Origin of the sequence: Ruegeria sp. R13_0 (genome assembly GCF_017743995.1) — a bacterium.
Classification (GTDB): Bacteria; Pseudomonadota; Alphaproteobacteria; order Rhodobacterales; family Rhodobacteraceae; genus Ruegeria.
In genome coordinates this window covers 149,117-167,365 of record NZ_JAGHRB010000008.1, presented here as the reverse complement: position 1 = coordinate 167,365, position 18,249 = coordinate 149,117, and the positions used below count along the sequence as shown (strand labels likewise).

The window sequence follows — 18,249 nt, the reverse complement described above, 5'->3', positions numbered from 1 at the left end:
TGGGGCGCTACTTCAGCTTTTCCAGCTGTTCTTTATACGCGCGCGCGAATTCCCGGCTGAAGAGATCGTGAAAGTCATTCTCTGCCTGATCCGAGATATCAGCATACATCTTCTCGTACACTTCCCAGTACTGAGCCTTTTTACCTTTAAAAAGTGACCCAAGTTTGCCGGAACCCTCAATTTTTCCTGCCAGCACCTCGGGGTCCAGCCGGGCCAGAACGCCTTTGAGCGCGGCCTCCATGCCAGTGACCATCGCAACCTCATGCGCCTTGATGTCGTTCAATGCCTGTTCGGTCGCCTCTTCCGAGGCAAGGTAGCCTTTGACACGCGGTTTGACCAAGGCCTCAATCGCCTGTTCCGGGCTGATCGAGAACTTCAACGGGTTGTTGCCGCCCGCATTGATCATGGTCTGTTCGATACGGAACTCTGACTTGATCGAGGTGCGGGTCATCAGGATTTCCCGCAAGCCGGTGATCATCACCCGCAACACACGGCCCATACGGCCCATCGTGGCAGGCAAATCGGCGTCGTCGATACGCAGATCGTCGACCTCCAACGCCTCCAGCAAGGCACGGGCAGCGGATTGATCGCCACCGCCGGTCGGAACGGGTTTTTCTGCCTCAACCGGTTCGGAGGGCGGAGCTACCTCGGCTTGCCTGCCCGGCTTTGGCTTGATCGGAGGCGGCGCGGTGGGTTCCGGACGCGCCGGTTCAGGCGCGGCAAATGGATCCGAGGCAGAGCCGCCCGAGGGCGACAGCAGATCATCATCCCAGTCATCAGGGATCAGGTTCGCTCCGCCTGCGGAGGGTGCGGTAAACGCGTCGCTGGCCGACGGGTTATGCATCGCATCGCTTGCGCCCATATCCGCATGCACATCCTTGGGCTTGGCAAAGAACGGATCGTCATCCTCCAAAGGTGGCAGCAGTTCATCCATCGGGTCAGGCGTGGAAATCTGCCCGGGCCCTTTGGCGTCACCGCCCAAAAGGTCATCCAGAAAATCCCCGCCCGGAGCGGCATCGTCCAACAATGCCATCGGATCCGGCGCGTTCTGGGACATACCCGGAGACACCCCCGCCTGTTGCACCGGCTGCGGGATCGATTCTTCGAAACTGGGCAGGTCCGCCCCGATTTCGACAACCATCTCGTACCCGCCCGCAGCAAGCACGTCGCCATTGTTGAGCGGCGTCGGTGTCCGACCTAGTGGGATTTTCGAGTAGTTCAGAAAAGTTCCGTTTGTCGACAGATCAACAATCACCACGTTTCCATTGTGATCTTCAATCACGAAATGGCTTTTGCTCAGCGTCTTTTCAGGGTCAGGCAGGACCAAGTCATTGGCCGCCCCACGCCCTACGGTCAAAGAGCCCCCCTGCATCGAGACCGGGCGCCCGTCGCCCGGGACCACGCCGGTGGATTGGAATTTCAAAGTGACCGTCATTCGTTTGTCTTCATCCTCCGACCAGTACGGTGGGGCAGCACGGCGGTATAATGAGGCCACCACAGGCGCAATTATCTGTAACCCGCGCTGCTGGAAGCTTGCTGATCAACACTGTTGCTGACCCTTTCACAATTGGATGCGGGAAAGCGGGCGTGGCCAGATCCGTTACACGTGCCGCGGGCAGTTTTGACACCAGAACCGTGGGGCAGCAGGGCGGCATGATCGGCATCGGAACTGGCGCTGGCGGCGGCGGCGCTGGCGGCGGGGCCGGCAACGTGCACAAATGCATATCTGTGACGCGGGCTTGCGGAAATCCCATGTCCTACTCCTCTGTCTCCAAACCGTCTTCCTTGCGGTCAAGCTTACCATTCCCACCCCGAGCAATATCGACCCCGCGGTCGATCAGCAACTGCACGTAGGCGTCAAAATCCTCTTCGTGATTGTCCATTGCAACAATATTCATGGCAAAGGCCAAAATCTCGGCCGCGCCGGGCGGCGCGGGCATGGTCGCCAGATCACCGGTTCCCAGGGTTCCCTCCGCATAGAGAACCCCCATGGCGCAGTTTATCGTCTCATCATCCGGTTCGGCCACCTCGATTGTAGCTTCGGCCTTTTCCCGATTCTCGGGCGTAGGGCGAAACACCCATTCCTCGGACGCCGCCAGTGCGGGTGTGTTGTTGTCCGGGGCCTCACCGATATAGTCGCGCGCGGCCAGACAAGACCACCACACACGCTCTCGGGCAGGCAAGGCCACCCCCAGAAGGCGCAGGATATCGATCACTGCGCCTTTCTCATCCAATTCAGTCAACACCACATCCAAGGGCGCACTGGCCGGGGCCTCAAGCTTGACGCTCAGACGTGCATTTGCATCGGCCAGCATGCGCGCAGCAGGCATCTGGGGCGTTTTGGTCATTCCGGAAAAACGGTCTGTCATCGCGCTGCCCCCTTAGTTGATCATGGTCAGGCCGCCCTTGAGGGTCAGCATGGCGTCACCGTTGACCGTCGTCATCGGGCTTTTTGCATCCAACTTGGCATTGGCCTGCACTTTGATCATCGTGCTCTTGATAGTAATGCTTGTCGGGTCCAGTTTGATCGAAGAGCCACCAACCTTCAATTCGATCGACTTCATTGCGGTCATTGTGATCTTGCCCATTTTGGCATCGACCTGAATATCACCCATCTTGACCGTCGTGGATTTGTCGCCTTCCTTGATCGTTTCGGCATGATTACCCGTCACTGTGCGGGTGGACTTGCCCTCGATGGTCTCGGTCTGGTCAGTCTTGATGCTGACCGTCTGGTTACCCTTCTCGATGGTGAAGGTATGGTCACCTTCCTTGATCGTCTCATCCACGTTCTTCTTGACCACCTGGCTGAGGCAGCCGTCACCGCCATTGCCACCCTTGTCCAGCTTGTCGTAGCCGATAGTGATCGTGGACATATTCTTGACCAGCTTCTCGTGATCCTTCTGCGCCTGAAAGCGCACGAGTTCAGCGTCTTTCTTGTCCTCGAACATCAGTTCGTTGAACGTCTCGGCACTGCCCTGTTTCGAGGACCGCGTCTTGATCCCGGTTTGCGTCTGGTTTGCAGGCAAGGCATAGGGTGGCATGGTGTCGGCATTATAGAGCATACCCGTGCAGATCGGCCGATCCGGGTCACCCTCTTCGAACTGGATGACAACCTCCTGCCCGATCCGGGGGATGCTGACCATACCCCAGTTCTTACCCGACCAAGGGGTGACAACCCGCACCCAGCAGGTGGTCTTTTCGTCCTTCTTGCCTTCGCGGTCCCAATGGAACTGCACCTTGATGCGACCGTATTTGTCAGTCCAGATTTCCTCACCAGCCTTGCCGGTTACGATGGCCGTATGCAGGCCCGAAATCTCGGGCCACGGGATCGTGCGCAGCGACTTGAATTCGGTTTTGCCGGGCTGGGCTTCAAACTCAACCATGAACATCTCATTGCTGTCCTCCGGAAACTCCAGCGCACCGGTGTCCAGATCTTTATCGTTCTTGGCAAATCCATAACCTTCGGTGGTCTGAAGAAAATACCGCGCCTTGGTGATCAGGTATTCCGCATTCTCCGCCTTGTCGGGATGATCCTGCAGCGTGAACTTGCGACCGGTTTCCAGCGCCCGGACCGAAGCCCGCCCGCGCCGCCGGTCGAACAGAGCATCCTCGGCCGTCATCCGCACCTTGGCCAGCGTATTGCCCGGCCCGGTTTCCTTGTAGTGACCAGGGATATCGTAAAGCTCCAGCTTGTCCTTGAACCCGTGCTTTGCACCAGTCGGCGTTTTAGCCCGCGCATCCAGCGATGCCTTGGGCTTTTCGAAATCAAAATCGCCTAGCGAGACAACTCCGGGCCGGATCGTCTCGGACGCGGCCCATTCGGTGACCGAGTCGCCAAGACGTTGGCTGTAGTCATCCCCGCCCCGGAATTCGACCTTTGCGTCCCCGGCAATCGGCGTATGCGCGTTTGGTCCGTCGCACATGACCAGCGTCTCATTCTTGTCTTCGGCATTCGTGTAATCGAAATAGTAGTAAATGCCCTCTTCCTGCATCAGGCGCGAGATAAAATCGAAATCCGTTTCGCGATATTGCACGCAATATTCGCGCTGCTGGTAAGTGGCGCGCAGGCTTTTTCTGAAATCCGTAAGCCCGTATTCACCGAAAATCTTTTCGATGATCTGCACGGCGGTCATTTCCTGAAAGATGCGACTGTCGGTGGTCTGCGTCAGCAGCCAGAACCAAGGGCGCAATTCGGCCAGAAACTGTACATAACCATCGCGCAGCGCCAGCCGCTCCACCCTCACGATCGTGCCGGTGAATTTTCGCTCGGCCCCGTCGGCGGCCAGATGGATGGTCATCACCTTGCCCAGCAGCTTGTCCAACGAAATCGTAGTCTTTTCCGACAGGAATTCGACCTGAATTTCGGTCAGTTTTCCCAGCTCTTCCGAGACGACGGCCCGCCTGATGACAAGATCATCCTCACCATAGATATACGACCCCGTTATCCGAAGCGGCCACTCTTTACTTTGCAGACTCTCAGCCATTTACCGTTCCTTCCAATTCTCGTTCACCGCGCCGTCACAGATCGTTCAGCAGTGCAGCAAGTTCGGGGTCCATATCGTCATCATCACTATCGTCACCGCCATCATCGTCGCCAAATGACGCCAGCAGATCATCAAGATCACCGCTGTCGTCATCTCCGAGGTCCAGATCTAGGTCGAAATCATCGTCGTCGCTTGTGTCGAGGTCCAGATCCAAATCCAGATCGCCATCCTCATCAGCCTCGGGCGCAGCAGGCACATCCGGCGACGGCGCAGGCGCGGGCATACCGGACCACGGGCCCAGAATCTCCTGCCCGGCAACCGAGTTGAACGAGCCCAGCCGGATTTCATCGCGGCCTTTGACCGACAGCACCGGCATGTAGCCGCGCTGGACCGAATGTTCGTGTTTGGGCAGCGTGATATTACGTTCGGTACACGGCAGCGCCACCTGATCGCCGTAGCGGTCATTGACGAAATGGTAAGGTATGCCACCCAAGCTCATGACCGAGCCCAAATTCATCGCCTTGCCATTTTGCTTGAAGGACCGCGCCAACAGGATCGTCACCAGAACCGCCGGATTGGCCCAAAGCATACCGCGCAGACCCTCGGACTCGGTGAATTCCTCAAAATCGAACTCATAGATCGGCTCAGACTTGGCGCCGTAAGGCCGCCGCAGCAGGAACCGGGGAGAGGCCAGACCGACATGCCCGGCTTCGGGCATCGCGCGAAGGGTATCCCAGGCATCGACGACCAGCGGGTGACGGTCCTCGGGCTTCACATCCAGATAGGCCGGAGTGATTGCACTGATGAACGGCGCATCCACATGGGCCGCAACGCGGCCAATACGGCCCAGCAGTTCTGCATGAGGCGGCGTTTCCTCAAAGGTATAAAGCCCGATCAGCGCGGAATATCCACCGCGCCCGTTTTCTTCGTCCAACGGCTCTTCGGTCAACAACCGAACCAGACCGGTTTTTGCCAGATCTTCTTCGGCGGCCAAATCCGCTGCGATCTCTTCGGCCGAGACGTCATACAAAACCACGTCGAGCGTATCGTCATCCTCAACACTGCGTGCAATCAGATCGAGACTGCGCCATTGTGCTTCGACGGATTGGAACTCGGGGTGATGCAGAACCATGCGCATGGCAGCGCTCAGCGCCTCGTCCACTGCCTTTTGCATCGCTTGCACATCGGGGCTAGGCAGTTTGCGGATATGCGGGCCGACCACGCGTTTCAGCAGGTCATCAACGGGTGAGGCCTGCGCCAGCTCTCCCGACGTATCGCCAATCAGCTTCTGAAAGTCGCTGAGCTTCAGGTCAGCACGAACCGTATTACCGCCCGAGGTTTTACGCGGCGGCACCACCGCCTGCCCGAACTCTTCCCCCCAGCCGATCAGCTGTTTGGCGGCATGATCTGCAGTTCCACCCGCGCTCAACTGGCTTTTCAGACCCGAGAGGCCATCGAACAGTTCGACCTTTTCATAGAGTTCGTCGGGGTGCAGATCGTCCAGCTCTTTCAACTTCACTTTGATCCCGGCACCGTCCTTGCCAATCGGCAGCACGAGATCGGTTGCGAAGCCCTCGATCACCTCTTCGACCGTATCGGGATCCAGAATGATCGGCTTACGTGCGGCTAGGGCGTCGCCGGTCTCGATCTGCCCGCGCGCCGCGCGGCCTGAGAAATCACCAAAGAGCGCGATCCGGAACCGGGTGCGTTTCAGCCGTTCAGGGTCAGGTCGATCCGCACTCATGCGGCCAAAGGCCAATTGCGGCTCGTCGTCCAATTCCGCTGTGTCATCTGACGCGTCATCAGCATCGAGGTCACCCAGCAGAGCGTCCAGATCATCAGCTTCGCCGTCATTGTCCAGGTCTAAATCGCCCAGCAAGGCATCCAAATCATCTGTTGGTTCGTCAGAGGATGCCTCATTATCCTCATCTGCGCCCAAATCATTCAACAGATCATCAAGGTCGTCTGAACCGCCCTCATCATCGCCCAGATCCGCCAGCAGAGCGTCCAGATCATCCGCTGCACCCGCCTCAGCCGGGCTGTCGTCGTCCGACCCCAGGTCATTCAGCAAAGCGTCGAGATCATCCCCACCTGCATCCTCATCCTCAACATCGTCGCCAAGGTCCGCCAGAAGCGCATCCAGATCATCTGTATCCACGTCTTCGGTCTCATCACCGCCTTCAAGATCACCCAGCAAGGCATCCAAATCGTCTGAAGCGGCGTCGCTGTCCGGCTCGGACTCCAAATCACCCAGAAGCGCATCCAGATCGTCAGACGCATCATCTGACGTCTCTTCGAGATCACCCAGCAGATCTTCTAGGTCATCGGCCGCTTCATCCGTCAGTGCAGATGTATCCTCATCCGACCCAAGGTCATTCAAAAGATCATCCAAATGGCCGTCAGGCTCTTCGGCCAAATCTGCAAGAACATTTTCTACGTCGGCTTCGTCGACCTCATCAGCTTCGGCTTCCACCAAATCCCCGAGGATGTCATCCAGAACATCCTCCTCCGGCTGGGCCTCGTCAGAAGAATCCGCCAGATCGGCAAGCAAATCATCCAGATCGGACGCTTCTGCCTCTGGATCAGGTTGATCCTCGCTTGCCAGATCACCAAGGATGTCCTCCAACGGATCCGTCTCATCCGTGCTGTCCAGTTCGTGCACCGAGGCGAGTATGTCTTCTGCAGCAGGCTCATCAGCTTCATCGGGAGCCTTCTCCGCCAGATCATCAAGCAGACCGTCCAGATCCACGTCCTCATCCACCTCCTCAGGGGCAGCGTCGGCGAGGTCGGACAAAATGTCCGAGTGATCTTCTGCAACCTCTTCATCGGTATCCGGAAGCGATGAAAGCGCCGCATCCAGCGCGCCGTCCTCTTCCGTCTCCTCCAGTTCCAGATCGGCCAGTTCAGAGAGGATATCGTCGCTCTGATCCGTCTCAGACGCGACCTCAACCTCGGGTACCGAAGCGAGAACATCGCCGAGCGTGTCCTCTTCGACCTCAATGTCCAGCGCGGAATCTGCAAGGTCTGACAGGATGTCATCGGACCCATCACCCTCATCCGCGACATCCGTTTCGGGCAGAGACGCGAGGGCATCGGACACAGAGCTGTCTTCGACCTCTTCCGTGCCCAGATCGCTGAGGTCAGACAAAATATCCGAAGCCACATCCTCAACCTCGGTCGTCTCGGGCGCAGCATCAGCCAGATCGGCAAGAACATCCGTGGTGTCGTCCGACACGTCGGACAGATCAACCTCGGGAACAGAAGACAGAGCATCCGCGACCGACGTATCCTCGGGCTCATCATCAGGTTCGACGCGGGCCAGATCGGACAAGATATCATCCGACGCATCCTCTTCCGCCGTAATCTCGACATCTGGCAGGCTGGACAGGATGTCATCTGCGGCGGTGTCTTCAACCTCATCCGCTGGTGCGGCGTCGGCCAACTCCGCGAGAATATCGCCTGACGTGTCGGCTACCTCAGTAACCTCGGTTTCAGGCAGCGAAGACAAAGCGTCCGTGAGAGAGGTATCCTGAGCCGCTTCTTCAGGCGCGGACGCCGCCAGATTCGACAGGACATCTGCGCTGTCATCTACAGGCGCCTCCGGTTCAACCGAGCTGGGCAAAGAGGACAAGGCATCCGCAACGGCTGTATCTTCAGGCGCGTCCTCCGGAGCGTCAGCCGCCAGATCGGACAAGATGTCAGCCGATTGATCCTGCGCCTCGGCGGTCTCAACTTCGGGCAAAGACGCAAGCGCATCCTCCACCGAATTGTCGGCAGGGGCATCCTCGGGCATCATATCCCGCAAGGCGTCCAACGTGGCCTCATTGTCCTGCTCGGGGAGCGTACTGCCCGCAAGCGCGCCCAGAAGGGCCGGATCGGCCAGAACTTTTTCGATCAGCGTCTCGGCCCCGGTTTTCCCATCCATATAGGCCATCAAGGTCGACAATTGCGTGCGGGCCTCAAGCAGTTTGCGCAGAGGCTCGATTTTTGACGCGATCTGGGCCGGGGTAAAATCGGCCATTTTCTCGAAAGTCAGATCGACGGCCAGATTACCCTCGCCCGTCAGCGTATTGGGCACGGCAAATTCAACGCGCGGGGCCATGGCCTTCATACGGTCGTCGAAATTGTCGACATCAATCTCAAGGAATTTGCGATCCGAGACTGCGGGCGTTTCGACCGTTGACTTGCCGGAGAGATCGCTCATCACGCCCATGACAAAGGGCAGTTGAACCTTTTTCTCGGCCCCGTAAAGCTCCACATCATATTCAATCTGAACGCGCGGAGCCCGATTGCGGGCGATGAATTTCTGAGAGCTGTCAGCCATCGGTTTGACCTTTCAACTCGGCTACTTCGCGCCGCAGGGCGCGAACCTCGACCAGCAGTTCCTTCACGCGATCGTCTACAATATCGGTCTCGCTGCGTACCAATTCGCGCAGGTGCGAGAACTCTTCGACCGACTCGTCCTCCACGGCGGATTGCATGGTGTTGACCAGCAGACCGATGAACAGGTTCAGAACCGAAAACGCGGTGATGACGATGAAGGGCACGAAGAAAATCCAGGCGGTGGGATGAACCTCCATCACTGGGCGGACGATGCCCATCGACCAGCTTTCCAGCGTCATGATCTGGAACAGAGAATAGAGCGACTTGCCCAAAGAGCCGAACCATTCCGGGAAATCCGGGCCGTACATCAGCGTCGCCATGACAGCGAAAACGTAGAACACGATTGAGATCATGATGATCACCGCGCCCATACCCGGCAGCGCGTCAAGCAAGGCCTGGACCACCGCCCGCATCTGCGGGATGACCGATAGCAAACGCATCGCCCGGATGACCCGCAACCCACGTAGCGCAGACAGCCCATCGCGGTTGGGCAGCAAACCGAGCGTCACAACAACAAGGTCAAAGATATTCCAGGCGTTGTTGAAGAAGCTCAGCCGGTAGGCATAGAATTTCAACAACAACTCGGCCACGAAAATGCCCAGCACGATCTTGTCTATCAAAACCAGAGCCGGGCCGATACTCGACTGAACCGAAGGAGAGGTTGATAGCCCCAGCGTGATCGCATTGAAGATGATCACACCAAGAATGGTGTTGGTCACAGCCTTACGCTCGACAAACTCGCGCACGGTGTCGCGGAGCGTTTCGCTCTTCTCGATACCGGATTCCACCAACACCTCCTGTTGTTTTGGGTGTCGGGCGCAGCGAACCGCGCCCAGAATTTTGTTTGTTTAACCAACAACGTCGCTGATTTCGTTCACCAGGGTATATACCCCTTTGACCGAGGTCAGCATCGTCTTGGTTTCTTTCAGGACAGTCATCTTATCCAGCTTCTTCAGCTTGTCGACAATGGTCGTATCATCCACTTTCAGACCGTTGCCTTCCATCAGGGTCTCCATCTCGGCCAGGAACTTCTGACGTTCCTCGAGCTTGGCAGCCATGGCGCTGGCCTCACGCTTGACGGCCATACATTCCGCACCCAGCTTGACGCCCTCTTTTAGGGTTTTCTGCGATTTCGCAGCCTTCATAAGCTTGTCAGCGGCCTTGCCCAGATCATCGACCTTGTGGCGCGTTTTGGTCGTATGCTCGCGATAAAGCGCGCGCTTCTTGTTCGAGTCCTTTTGGTAGGATTGGTACCCTTTGATCGCAAAATCCGCGATTTCCTTTGCGATCTTTTTAGCGTCGCGACCCTTGGTCACTTCTTCGCCCATGGCCACGGCCTTGGCGGTCAGCTTCTGGATCGCCTCCATCGGTTTCTTTACTGAAATTCCCGAAGTATCTGTGATCCCCTGCCGTTCCGCCGCCTGCATGATGGACGTACCCCGCAACGTAATATACTTCTGAATTGCACCATACAGGTCTTTGCGCAGCTTCTCTTCGCCCTTCAACTGCTGCTGAACCTCTTTGCCAAGATCGTAGACCTGTTTGACAATGGTCTTGTAGGCCATGACATCCGCACCCGAGGTCGCCACCAGCCGCGTGACAGCCGTACCGATTTTGATCACACCCGCGGTCACCTTCAGCGTGGTCTTGACCCGCGCTTCTTTCAGCAGCTTGTCCTTATTCGCCTCAACCTTGATCTGCTTTTCTATAGCCACCTGAGCGGCCCCTTCGGCCGACCGCAGGGCGTTCTTGATCATCTGGTTGGTGGCTTGGATCATCTTCTCAGCTTCAGCCTGAGATTTCTGACCCGGCGTTTTCATCAGCTCGGCGACTTTCTTGTCGAGCTTGACTGCCTCTTGGCTGATCACCGTCTCATAACGCTCCAGCTCTTTCATGCCGGCTGCTTCAAGACGTTTCAGCGTGGTCGACGGTACCGGACCCTTGGCCGTGACTTCGAATTTGACGTCAACGCGGTAGCTGGGGATCTCGATATACTGAAGCTTGGGCTTCGATCGGATAAGATCGACCACGTAAAACTTGTGAGGTGTAACTGTCTGCTTTGCCATTTTTTTCGCGCCTATATTCCGTTTCGTTCCTGCCGGATGAGGTCGGCGCCACGTGGCTTTGGGCCACGGGCGCCGCCCCGCCGCTTAGCCGATCGCTTCTTCCAGCTGATCCTTGCCTTCCGAGGCAATGTCGTTGAACAGCCCAAGTGCCGTGTTGACCGTGTCGAGCGTGCTCGACGCTTCCTTGAAGCCAACCCCAGCATTTGCACCCGCCAGCGTCAGGTTAACGACAACCGGGAATACCTTGTCAAAGATCTGAGCATATTTCGGATTGCTCGAATTCAGCGCATCCAGCATCTTCTTGAGGTTCGGCGCGTTCTTATCCGCGTCCGAGACCCGCTTCATCATATCCGAACACCCATCCAGACCCTTCTGCAGCGAGGCACGGGCTTTCTTGAGCTTGTCCAGATACTTACCGGCCTTCTTCGCATCAGCCTGTTTCATGGCTTTCTCAAGCTTGTCGCATTCCTGCAGACCTTTCATGATCGCCTGAGACAGCTTGCGCCCACCAACTTCAAGCCCGGCGACCTTGTTCTGCCACAGGCCGTAGTTCTTGTCGCATTTCGGCAGAGTGGCCAGGAACGGCGTATCGGTGCCCAAGATGCCCTTGAGGACTGAGGCACCAACCTCGGCACCGCCCTGAACTTGCTTTTTGGCTTCGCCTTCTGCATTGCGGTACCGCGCGAGCAGCGTATCGAGATCGCCTTTAAGGTTCTTTTCGACCTTCTCGGCCTCTTGCGCGGCGTCCTTGATCTTGTCGGCCAGTTGCGCAACGCCACGCACCAGAGAGACGATCCCCAAGGCCAGCGACGCACCACCAGTTGCGGCCGCACCGGCAACACCTGCTGCCCCACCAACAACGCCCAATGCGCCAATCGCAATTTCGAAGCCGGTTTTGACCTTGTAGTCCTTGTATTGCTGCTTGCGCTTAACAAAGGCCAGCCAGCGTTTAGCCGGGATCGATTCATAGTGCTTTTTGGCGCCGTTCATGATGGTCGCCAGCTTGTCGTCGAACCCCTTGATCAACGCCGCGCGTTTCTTTGCGTCACTGGCCTTCTTGAACGCCGCATCCGTCGCCTTCAGCTCTTTGACTATTAAATCAACCAGCTTGTCGGTCACCGCATTGGCGTCGTCCACCATCTGCTGCGGCGTGACATAATCGCCTTCATCTTCAAGGACATCCAGAAGATCATCGTTCAGCTTCAACTGGAACGCATAACCCTTCAGCTCTTTCAGCCAATCGGGCTTGTATTTCTTGGTAATCTCGGTGCCCAGGTCCTTTTTCCAGATGACAACCGACTTACCCAGTTTCTGCTTTGGCGCGTCGGCCGAGGCTGACTTGGCCCGAGCCGCTGCGTCCTTTTTCTTTTCCTCGAGTTCCTTTTCTTTCTTGTCGATGATCTTGGGGTACTTTTTCAGGACCGTCACAGTATCCGAGTGCTTGCTGCCCGCGAGCTTCACAGCCTCAGCCACCTTGCGCTTGACGTTGGACAAGGCTTTCAAAGTCTTATCCCAATCCATCTGATCTTCGGCGACCTGGTATGCTTTCAAAGCATCGCCCAGGCCCGTCTTCTTCATCAGCTTCGGTTTGTTCTTGGACCACCATTTCTGATCCAGTTCCGGTGTCATAGTCGCCTTCATAAAGTGTCCCCTTTCTCGGTCAGACGCATCATGCGTTGCGCTCAATCAAACCCGTAAGTGAAGTCCCCGTCTGTGACGTCGATCACGACTTTGGAAACTTCTTCGCCCTCCATCATTCTTTTTAGGAATTCTGCCGAGATATCCGGCAGCATTGTATTGGTCACGATCGCGTCGATCATACGACCACCGCTGTCCAGCTCCTGACAACGGTTGACGATCTCGTCCACCACGGCGTCGGTGTATTCGAACGGTACACCATGAGCAGATTCGACGCGCTTCTTAATTCGCCCAAGTTGTAGCTTTGTAATCTCGCCCAACATCTCGGGGCTGAGCGGATAATAGGGAATCGTCACCAGACGACCCAACAGCGCTGGCGGGAATACCTTGAGCAGCGGATCGCGCAGCGCCTTAGCCATGCCTTCCGGATCGGGCATCAGATCCGGATCGGCGCACATGTCCATGATCATCTCGGTGCCGACATTCGAAGTCAGCAGAATCAGCGTGTTCTTAAAGTCGATCACGCGGCCCTCGCCATCCTCCATGACGCCTTTATCGAAGACCTGGAAAAAGATCTCATGCACGTCCGGGTGAGCCTTTTCGACCTCATCCAGCAGCACGACCGAGTATGGCTTGCGCCGCACCGCTTCGGTCAGCACGCCACCTTCGCCATAGCCGACATAGCCCGGAGGGGCGCCTTTCAGGCTGCTGACGGTATGCGCCTCTTGGTATTCAGACATGTTGATGGTGATGACGTTCTGTTCGCCGCCATAAAGCACCTCGGCCAAGGCCAACGCGGTTTCGGTTTTACCAACCCCGCTGGTGCCTGCCAGCATGAACACCCCGATAGGCTTGTTCGGATTGTCCAACCCCGCGCGGCTGGTTTGAACCCGTTTGGCGATCATCTTCATTGCATGATCTTGACCGATCACACGCTGTGCCAGACGATCTTCGAGTTTCAGGATCGTTTCGATCTCATCCTTGACCATGCGGCCCACGGGGATACCAGTCCAATCGCCAACAACGCTCGCCACGGCCTGATGATCGACGATGGGCAGGATCAGCGGGCTGTCGCCCTGCACCTCTTCCAACTCGGCGTTCTTGGCTTTGAGTTCGGCAAGCAGAGCCTCACGGTCGATGGGCTGCGCGTCCGGGGCCTCTTCTGTCGCGGCTTCTCCCTCGGCGGTACCAGTGCCTTCGACCTCCTGCCCGCCGGAGCGCAGCTTGGCCCGCAGGTCGAGGATTTCTTCGACCACTTTCTTTTCAGCCTCCCAACGCCCGTTGAGTTCGGCCAGCCGCGCCTCTTCAGCCTCTTTCGCGGCATTCACCGCCTCGCGCCGGTCGGCAACGTCATAGCCTGCTGTCTCATCGCGCTCAATGATCTCCAATTCGGTGGTCAGAGCCTCAATCCGACGCTGGCTGTCATCCACCTCGGCCGGAACCGCGTGCTGAGACACCGCGACCCGCGCACAGGCCGTATCCAGCAAGCTGACCGATTTGTCCGGCAGTTGCCGCGCCGGGATGTAACGGGCGGACAGGGTCACTGCCGCTTCGATCCCCTCGTCCAGCACCTGCACGCGGTGGTGTTTTTCCAGCATGGAGGCGATGCCGCGCATCATCAGAACCGCTTTTGGAATATCGGGCTCTTCCACATGCACCACTTGGAAACGGCGGGTCAGAGCCGGGTCTTTCTCGATATATTTCTTATACTCGGCCCATGTGGTCGCGCCGATTGTGCGCAACGTACCGCGCGCCAGCGCCGGTTTCAGCAGGTTGGCCGCGTCGCCGGTCCCGGCAGCGCCGCCCGCACCGACCAACGTATGAGTCTCATCGACGAACATCACAATCGGAGTGGGGCTGGCCTGAACCTCATCAATCACCTGACGCAGACGGTTTTCAAACTCGCCCTTCATGGACGCTCCTGCTTGCAGCAGGCCCACATCCAGAACCAACAGGCGCACATCTTTCAGCGCCGGAGGCACGTCACCGCGCGCAATCCGCAGAGCAAACCCTTCGACCACGGCAGTCTTACCCACGCCCGCCTCTCCAGTCAGGATCGGGTTGTTCTGACGACGGCGCATCAATACGTCGACGATCTGGCGGATTTCCTCATCTCGGCCGACGATGGGATCAATCTCACCATTGCGGGCCTGTTCGGTCAGGTCGGTGCAAAACTGCTCCAGCGCCTCACCCTTGCCCATCGCACCGGGGGCCATTGCGCCGCTGGCCTCGCCCGGCTCGGCGCCACCGCCCACGTTCGAGCCGTCCTGCGCCCCCAGCGTATCCTCAGGCGAGCCATCGGTGGCCTCAGCAAAGCTGTCGGCCAGATCATCCGCGCCAATCTTTGCCAGCTCCGGCGACATGCTGGCCAAGATGTTGCGCAGCGCAGGCGTTTTGAGCATGCCGAGGATCAGGTACCCCGTCCGCACCTTGCTGTCGGAATACAGCAACGAACCCCAGACCCATCCGCGTTCCATCGCGTCCATCAAATGATCGGACAGGTCCGAGATCGAGGACGCCCCACGCGGCAGCATGTCCAGGCTGCGCGTCAGTTCCGATGCAATCTTGCCCGGATCCAGGTCGTAGTGCTGAATGATCCGGTGAATGTCACTGTCCTGACCGTTCAGAATCTGATGCAGCCAATGCTGAACCTCAACATACGGATTGCCCCGCATCTTGCAGAACACGGTGGCCCCTTCGATGGCCTGATAGCCCAGCTTGTTCAACTTACCGAACAGCGAAACGCGGCTGATTTCCGTCATCTTCAATACCTCTCGTTGTGGGCCAGTTCTTCGGCCTCGAATTCTTGTGATACATATCCGGGATACAGGATCAGATCGTCCGCATCCGGGTGGTTCTGTTCAGGATCATCGCGGGTTCTTATCCAGCTGGTATGACCCAGCTGCGTCGTTCCACCCAGCGAGGCGCGCGGCACCTCATCACCGGCCAGCACCAGATTGACCTCCCAATCCAGGGTGTCACCGGCATAGGTGCGGATGATCGCCTCCATCCGTTCCTGAGAAACGCCGCCGGGCAGCAGGCGTTTATAGTCTTCCAGCGACAGTGGCCCGATGCGAATACGGAACTTGGCCGCGCGCGACCAGACGCGGTTGCCGATGCTGGTCGATTGCCCCAATCGCGCGGGCGCGCCGAGCTGCCATGTGTCGTCCGGCTCCAGCTCCAACCACGAGCCGACGAACTGCTGCACATGTGCTTCGACCCCGAAATAGTCCGACAGGATCGCGATCAAGCCTTCGACCGTTTTCGTCCCTGACCCGAGATGCCCCGCAAAGAAACGGCGCAGCATGTCCGGCATTGCATCGCGGTCGCTGTAGTCGGTACCCTTGAAGCCGGCCAATGCCGCCACGCGCTGTTCAAACGGATCATCGCCCCGGTCAAAACTGGGCGCAGGTTCCGCCGCGGCCCAGGCGCGATAGAGCAAACTCATCATCCGGTGGGTCAGCATATCGGCAAAGGCCACGAAAGTCGGATCGCGGTGGTTGCGCTGACGGTCGCGGGCGAACTCGGTCAGGTGCAGGGGCAGAGGGCCTTGCGGACCAAAGAAGCCAAAGAACAAGTTGTTGAGCTTGCCTGGCGCGCCGTCGGTCGCCGGTTCAAACCGTGTCAGCGTGTTGGGCGGAAAGGCCAGTGAAACATCCTGCCCCAAACGCACGCGATCCTCGCGCGGGCGGCGCGATTCTCCAAGACGCGGCGCATCCGCATAATGCGCTTCGATCACCCGCAACGCCTGAAAGACATGATGCCTTTCAGGATCAGCCGCCAGCGCGGCAAGCAGGCTCAGATGATCCTGCCCAGTCCGGCCGCTGGTCGCCATCTGGCAATCTCTCCTCGTCGTTCGGTTTTCAGCACGGTTTCCGTGAAGCTGTTGATCGTGGTGTATTTGCGGAAGAACCGCTCGAGCACTGCGCCCAGCACATAGACGCTGGTGCCCTCGTAGAAACTTTCGTCAAAGCCCAGCGTGATCTCGAGCCCGCGCACCGCTGTGCTGAGGACCTCGTCGCTCATCCGGCGCACAATGGGGCGGCTGGAGACTGAGACGACGCCCTCAAGCTGTTTTTCGGTCACGCGGTTGCCAAGCGGGGCATAGATCCCGAGCAACTCGCGCAAAGCGCCCGCCCCGCCTTCTTTCCCGTCGCCCGCAATGGACAGATAATTCAGGCTGAGATGGCTGATCAGTTTCCACGCGGCATCACCCTGCGCCAAGGTCGCGTGCGGGCGCGTGGGTGTCACCGGCGTCCGGATTGTCTTTACCGGACCACCGTCAGGCAGGTGAAAGACGTCATCGCCGCCTGCGGCCAGCAAAAGGGGCAAATCGCGGTTGGAGCACAGCGCCTCGACCGCCAATTGCTCCAACGATCCGGGATAAGGCGCTTGTGCCCGGTCGACCAAGGTCAGGTAAACCTCGGACCCCAGATATGAGGTCCGCACGCCCCGCAACCGTTCCTTTTCGTTGCGCTGCCGCATCCGGCGTTTGATCGTGTAATAGGCCGAGTGATTGTCGCCCGCGGCTGTCAGATCAGTGTCGCTGTAGAAGGGGCGGAAGGGGATGTCGCCCTCTTCATCAGATTGAATGCCGGTCACACGTTCAATCGCAAAAATCTCATAGTCGAGACCCGCAGTACGGTTCGGCACCACATGATGCTGCGTGTCCATCTGGGTGATATGCACCCGGTCGCAACGGCGGTGGAACAGGTTCACCGCGGGCACCGCGTTCAACGCAAAGGCCGCAGGGGTCACGGCAGGGGCGACATCGCGCATCCCGTCCTGCAACAGGATGTAGATATCAACATCCGTGTCCGCCGATTTTTCAAGCGCGGGCCGCAAGCCGGTCAGTTCCACAAACAGAAACCGCTCTGGCATCGCAAAATATTCCTGCAGCAAGCGATAGCCGTCGAAGGACTGGCGCGGGGTTGGCAATAGGGCCTCATCCGCGTCAAACCCTTTGGGCACGACATCCGCAGTCGTCAGCCGGGTGGTCCAGTCCGCGCGGCGGTCAGTCGAGCGCCCCGTCAGCCCAACACATTGGGTGGCCAGCAACTCATGCAGGGTCCAGGCCTTGCCGCTCTGGGTGTCCAGATGCATCACAAGGCTGTCCATTCCCAGCTCGGCCATGGGCTCACCGTCGGTGCGGTTCAAACGCAGGCGAATACCGGCGCGAGCGTCGGTGTCGCGCGCCACGCCGGCTGCTACCAGCTCTCCGCGACCATCAATATATTCGGCTTCGGTGATTTCTATCGGCCAGAGGGTGAGGTCCGAGGACGTGGTGAACTCACACGCGGTCTGTTCGCCCTCGGCCAGGCGCGCGCGCAAGGTGGTGCCGCGCGGGATTGGGTAGCCTTCTTTCAGCGCCGCGTTGCCGATGTCGGGCTCCATCTGCGCCACCATCATCGACGGTGTCGGGGCCAGATAGTGCGGATAGACAATCTCGAGCAGGTTCGAGGTGAAAGTCGGGAACTGCATGTCCAGTTCCAGTTGAACCCGAGCCGCCAGAAACGCGCTGCCTTCCAGCAGACGTTCGACATAGGGGTCGACAACTTCGATCCCTTCCATTCCCAAACGCGAGGCGATCTTGGGGTATGCGTTTGCAAACTCAGCCCCCATTTCGCGCAGAAATGCCAGTTCGGTTTCGTAGTGTTTCAGAAGCCGTGTATCCATCG

General features: G+C 58.3%; 11 protein-coding genes and 1 pseudogene. All 12 read right to left on the bottom strand.

Going from position 1 to position 18,249, the window contains the following annotated elements; all coding sequences use genetic code 11:
• Positions 1-7: 7 nt before the first annotated feature.
• Complete coding sequence (gene tagH / locus J7394_RS12405) at positions 8-1,435, bottom strand: type VI secretion system-associated FHA domain protein TagH (RefSeq protein ID WP_209253416.1); 1,428 nt, start codon at positions 1,433-1,435, stop codon at positions 8-10.
• A gap of 10 nt (positions 1,436-1,445) precedes the next feature.
• Positions 1,446-1,655 carry a PAAR domain-containing protein gene (locus J7394_RS12400; RefSeq protein ID WP_247748203.1) on the bottom strand — a complete coding sequence of 70 codons (210 nt, stop codon included), beginning with the start codon at positions 1,653-1,655 and terminating at the stop codon, positions 1,446-1,448.
• Between the two features lie 102 nt (positions 1,656-1,757).
• The gene (locus J7394_RS12395; RefSeq protein WP_209253412.1) at positions 1,758-2,369 is read right to left on the bottom strand and encodes a hypothetical protein; all 612 of its coding nucleotides are present in this window, start codon (positions 2,367-2,369) and stop codon (positions 1,758-1,760) included.
• 12 nt (positions 2,370-2,381) lie between these two features.
• Positions 2,382-4,484 (bottom strand): type VI secretion system Vgr family protein, encoded by a 2,103-nt coding sequence (locus J7394_RS12390; protein WP_209253410.1) that lies wholly within the window; start codon positions 4,482-4,484, stop codon positions 2,382-2,384.
• Positions 4,485-4,518: 34 nt separating this feature from the next.
• Complete coding sequence (locus J7394_RS23125) at positions 4,519-8,277, bottom strand: type VI secretion system contractile sheath domain-containing protein (protein WP_371812006.1); 3,759 nt, start codon at positions 8,275-8,277, stop codon at positions 4,519-4,521.
• A 33-nt stretch (positions 8,278-8,310) separates the two neighbouring features.
• A pseudogene (gene tssB / locus J7394_RS22890) lies at positions 8,311-8,808 on the bottom strand (type VI secretion system contractile sheath small subunit); the annotation flags it as partial.
• Positions 8,801-9,658, bottom strand: coding sequence for an ion transporter (locus J7394_RS12380; protein ID WP_209253524.1), 858 nt, complete (start codon positions 9,656-9,658; stop codon positions 8,801-8,803). The pseudogene tssB and the gene J7394_RS12380, both read right to left, overlap by 8 nt.
• A gap of 57 nt (positions 9,659-9,715) precedes the next feature.
• A complete protein-coding gene (locus J7394_RS12375) occupies positions 9,716-10,933 on the bottom strand; it encodes a hypothetical protein (protein WP_209253406.1) in 1,218 nt (405 codons plus the stop codon).
• Positions 10,934-11,017: 84 nt separating this feature from the next.
• Positions 11,018-12,574 (bottom strand): hypothetical protein, encoded by a 1,557-nt coding sequence (locus J7394_RS12370; RefSeq protein WP_209253404.1) that lies wholly within the window; start codon positions 12,572-12,574, stop codon positions 11,018-11,020.
• Positions 12,575-12,615: 41 nt separating this feature from the next.
• Positions 12,616-15,333, bottom strand: a complete 2,718-nt coding sequence (gene tssH, locus J7394_RS12365; protein ID WP_209253402.1) for a type VI secretion system ATPase TssH — start codon at positions 15,331-15,333, stop codon at positions 12,616-12,618.
• A gap of 2 nt (positions 15,334-15,335) precedes the next feature.
• Positions 15,336-16,406 (bottom strand): type VI secretion system baseplate subunit TssG, encoded by a 1,071-nt coding sequence (tssG, locus tag J7394_RS12360; RefSeq protein ID WP_209253400.1) that lies wholly within the window; start codon positions 16,404-16,406, stop codon positions 15,336-15,338.
• Complete coding sequence (tssF, locus tag J7394_RS12355; RefSeq protein WP_209253398.1) at positions 16,370-18,247, bottom strand: type VI secretion system baseplate subunit TssF; 1,878 nt, start codon at positions 18,245-18,247, stop codon at positions 16,370-16,372. Before tssF ends, tssG begins: the two co-directional genes overlap by 37 nt.
• Positions 18,248-18,249 lie beyond the last annotated feature (2 nt).